This window comes from Mailhella sp., from assembly GCF_057866825.1.
Window position 1 is genome coordinate 2,655 of the sequence record NZ_DBMAHT010000112.1, and the last position, 3,902, is coordinate 6,556.

4 protein-coding genes and 1 tRNA gene are annotated in these 3,902 nt (G+C 55.6%); 4 read left to right on the forward strand and 1 reads right to left on the reverse strand.

Annotated elements, in window-relative coordinates:
* From gpmI to ACZM96_RS08890, 4 genes are all read left to right on the forward strand, one after another.
* A partial coding sequence (gene gpmI, locus ACZM96_RS08875; protein WP_489488607.1) for a 2,3-bisphosphoglycerate-independent phosphoglycerate mutase occupies positions 1 to 1,407 on the forward strand: 1,407 nt, incomplete at its 5' end.
* A 59-nt stretch (positions 1,408 to 1,466) separates the two neighbouring features.
* A complete protein-coding gene (locus ACZM96_RS08880; protein WP_294485718.1) occupies positions 1,467 to 1,694 on the forward strand; it encodes a hypothetical protein in 228 nt (75 codons plus the stop codon).
* A gap of 230 nt (positions 1,695 to 1,924) precedes the next feature.
* Positions 1,925 to 2,581: a YczE/YyaS/YitT family protein gene (locus tag ACZM96_RS08885; RefSeq protein WP_294485716.1), complete on the forward strand. Its 657-nt coding sequence runs from the start codon at positions 1,925 to 1,927 to the stop codon at positions 2,579 to 2,581.
* 52 nt (positions 2,582 to 2,633) lie between these two features.
* A tRNA-Arg gene (locus ACZM96_RS08890) sits at positions 2,634 to 2,710 on the forward strand.
* Positions 2,711 to 3,287: 577 nt separating this feature from the next.
* Here ACZM96_RS08890 and ACZM96_RS08895 read toward each other — a convergent pair.
* Positions 3,288 to 3,902, reverse strand: a 615-nt coding sequence (locus ACZM96_RS08895; protein WP_489488609.1) for a hypothetical protein, incomplete at its 5' end; no start/stop codon positions are given.

Here is a 3,902-nt window from a genome sequence, read left to right on the forward strand (position 1 = left end):
ATGCCCGGCATGGGCCGTCTGGACGCTTCCGGCCGTCAGGTGGGGCTTCCCTCCGGATTCATCGGCAACTCGGAAGTGGGCCATCTGAACATCGGCGCCGACCGCATCGTGTATCAGGACATGACCCGCATCGACATGGCCGTGGAAAGCGGAGAACTGTTCCGCAATCCCGTGCTGCTCGACATGTGCGAACGCGTCCGCGCCCGTGGAGGCCGCATTCATTTCTGCGGTCTGCTCTCCGACGGCGGCGTCCACAGTCACATCAATCATCTGTTCGCGCTTCTGGAACTTGCGCAGCGCGAAGGCGTGCCCGCGCTTGTCCACGCCTTTCTCGACGGCCGCGACACCCCGCCCTGCTCCGGCATCGACTATGTAACCCGCCTGCAGCCCGAGCTTGAAAAAACGGGCGCGCGTCTGGCCGACATGGTGGGCCGCTTCTACGCGATGGATCGCGACAAGCACTGGGAACGCGTGGAACAGGCCTGGAACATGATGGTTCACGGTCAGGGGCAGCGCGTCGAGAACGCGCAGGAAGCCCTGCGCGCCGCCTACGCCGAAGGCGAAACCGACGAATTCGTCAAGCCCCGCATCCTGATTGATCCCGCCGAATCCGTCATCCGCGACGGCGACGGCGTCTTCTGCTTCAACTTCCGCGCCGACCGCGGCCGCGAACTGGTGCGCGCCCTCACGGATCCCGACTTCACCGGCTTCGACCGCGGCGTCATGCCCGACATGGCGGCCGTCGCCTCCATGACCTCCTACGAGGCCACGCTCACCGCGCCCGTGGCTTTTTCCAAGCACAACCTCGACAAGACCATGGGAGAAATCGTCGCCGACATGGGCCTGCATCAGCTGCGCATCGCAGAAACGGAAAAGTACGCCCACGTCACCTACTTTTTCAGCGGCGGGCGCGAAGCCCCCTTTGAAAACGAAGACCGCATTCTTGTCGAATCTCCCCGCGACGTGGCCACCTACGACCTCAAGCCCCAGATGAGCGCCGAAGAAGTCACCGACAAGCTCATTGCGGCCTGGAACAGCGGCAAGTACGACTTCGTGGTGTGCAACCTTGCCAATCCCGACATGGTGGGCCATACCGGCGTGCTTGAAGCCGCCATCAAAGCCTGCGAAACCGTGGACGCCTGCGTGACCCGCATCGAAAAGGCCGTCATGGACCGCGGCGGCATTCTGTGCATCACGGCCGATCACGGCAACGTGGAAAAAATGATCGACGAGGAAGGACGTCCGCAGACGGCCCACACCCTGAATCAGACGCCGCTTCTCATTCTGGAGGACGGCAAGACTCATCCCGTCAAAAACGGCAAGCTCGGCGACATCATGCCCACGCTGCTCACGCTCTGGGGCGTGCCCGTCCCGGCGGAAATGACCGGCGACAATCTGCTTGTCTGACATACCGGGCCGGACGCCTTGTCCGGCCCGCTTTTCTGGAATCGTTCACGGAGAATGGTATGACCTACAGCGAACCGGTAAAGCCCGAAAGCATGGCGCTGCTCTTTGTCTATGTCTGCCCGCACTGCCAGAATGAAGTGGTGCTGGTGTCCCCCGTACAACCCATGACCGTGACCTGCGGTTCATGCCGCAACAGCTTTCCCATCGTGCCGGTGGACGAACGAACCGTGCAGTACGTACACACCATGCTCGGCGACGGAAAAGCCGCGGTCAACCCGAACTTCTGACGAAAACAAAATTTCTCCAGAGGCGCAAACGATCGACGATCACGCAGGTTCCGCACGCCGCGCATTCTGCAAGGCGCTTTCCCCTCGATTCTTAGCGCATGAACATTCCGTGCCGGACAAGCCTGCCTTTCGGCAGGCTTCCTTTTTGAACCGGCTTGCGTTTGTAATCAGTATTGAATAAAATAATATCATATTAATTTATTTCAACAATTCTCTCAGCGGCATTACGGATGAATACTTCACACACAAAGGAGCGCTGCAAGCGCTGGATAATCTTTCTGCTAAGTCTTTTTTTCATGGGCAACGGCATAGCCATGGTCACCAACGCGCAGCTGGGCACGACTCCCATTTCCAGCGTTCCCTACGTCGTAGGCGAAATTTTCGGCTTCTCCATAGGCACGGGCACGTTCTGCGTCAACACGCTCATGCTGCTGGCCCAGATTCCCCTGCTCGGCCGGACCTTCCGACCTCGACAGTTTCTTCAGCTGCCCAGCGTATTCATTTTCAGCATGTTCATCGACCTCGGCATGTGGCTGACCCACACGCTCATTCCTGAAACCTGGCCGCTGCGCATCGTCATGACCCTTATCGGCTGCACCGTCATGGCCTTCGGCATCACTCTGGAAATCACCAGCAACACCATGGTCATTCCCGGCGAAGGCTTCGTGCTGGCGCTTGCCTATCGGCTCAAGCTGCCGTTCAGCAATCTCAAGGTCATCAACGACGTGTCGCTGGTGGTGCTCGCCGCCCTGCTCGGCTGGACCTGCCTGGGACGAATCGCCGGTCTGCGGGAAGGCACCGTCATCACGGCGTTTCTGACAGGATTTATCATCCGCTTCTTCAGCCTCTGCTTCCGCCAGCGCATCGAGCTGTGGTTCAAGAAGTAAATCAAAAATTTTGCTTGACCGCGAGGCAATCCTTACCTACAACACAAGGAGCGCGCTTATAGCTCAGCTGGATAGAGCAACTGCCTTCTAAGCAGTGGGTCGCAGGTTCGAATCCTGCTAGGCGCACCAACGAAATCAATGGGATATCTGCTTTTTGCAGGTATCCCTTTCGTCGTTTCTGAAGCTTTTTCCGCTTCTGTCACCCAGTTGTCACCCGCAATCCGTGCCACAGACAACGTTTCTGACCTGCCTTTCTGCAGCGCGCCAGCCCCCTTTTCTCAGCTCTCTGCCTCTTCTGCGACAGGCCTTTGCGCTCTCATCTCCCTTTTCGCCCGTAACGGCTGGCGCTTCCTTTTCTTCGGCGGCAACGCCGCCATAGAGATGCGCCGCCGCGCCTCCTCCTTCATTCTTTCTCCAGAAAAACAGCTCAAAGTATCATGGCCGCAGCCGGCCGCCACAGGTCCTTCCATGGGGGGCCTGCGAGGGGCCGAATGGCGTCCTCGTGGAGTACGGGATTTTTTGGTTCTTGTTCCTGGGATTTTGGGACGGAGCCTTTTGACGCTCCCGGTCTGGGGGCTGCGTCATGAGCGATCTCTCCGATATGGAAGCCCGCGTCCAGGCAGCCGTGGCCGAAGACCAACGCCAGGCCAAGCCCAGGAAAAACAGGAGGCCGTGACTCCCGACTTTGTGGCCAAGTGCTCCAATGTCAGGGAAAAAGGAGACGGTCTGCTCCACTCCGCACTCTTCCGGGGACGCTTCGTCTATGTGCCTGAGTGCCGCCAGTGGTATGATATGTCAACAAAGATTTTAATTTAAAATTCCTTTTCCCATAAAACATCGATCGATAATCTCTGAACACCTCATTCGACAAATGATGCAAAAAATAAGTCACTGTAGAAATATCTGGTGCATTATACATCAACTGCTGATCTATTTCCTTCCTACGAGGAGAAAGAGCAATACTTTGAAAAACACTTTTTCGCATTTCGGCATATTTCCCCTTTTGAGCGATACTGGAATTATTCAACTCAGACAGAGAAGTCTGTTTATCAAATTCCGTCCGAAAAAAATCCACAATTCTTTCAATATTGCTTTTAGAATGAATTACACTGTTAAAGCTTACATACTTTTTAAAGTACTCAGGATAACAAAATTGTAAATTCTTTATCTGCTCGAAAACTTGTGCAAACGAACTTTTACCATTCACTGTCACCCGATGACAATCATCAACTTCAGTACCATCCAGACTAACCAAAAGATGAAACTTATGCTCAACCAAAAAATCTTGATGTATACGTAATAACATGGCATTTGTTGTCAT

Excerpts from the sequence above, each read along its gene's own strand:
- ACZM96_RS08885 (WP_294485716.1), top strand. The coding sequence starts at position 1,925 with ATGAATACTTCACACACAAAGGAGCGCTGCAAGCGCTGGATAATCTTT.
- ACZM96_RS08880 (WP_294485718.1), top strand. The coding sequence starts at position 1,467 with ATGACCTACAGCGAACCGGTAAAGCCCGAAAGCATGGCGCTGCTCTTT.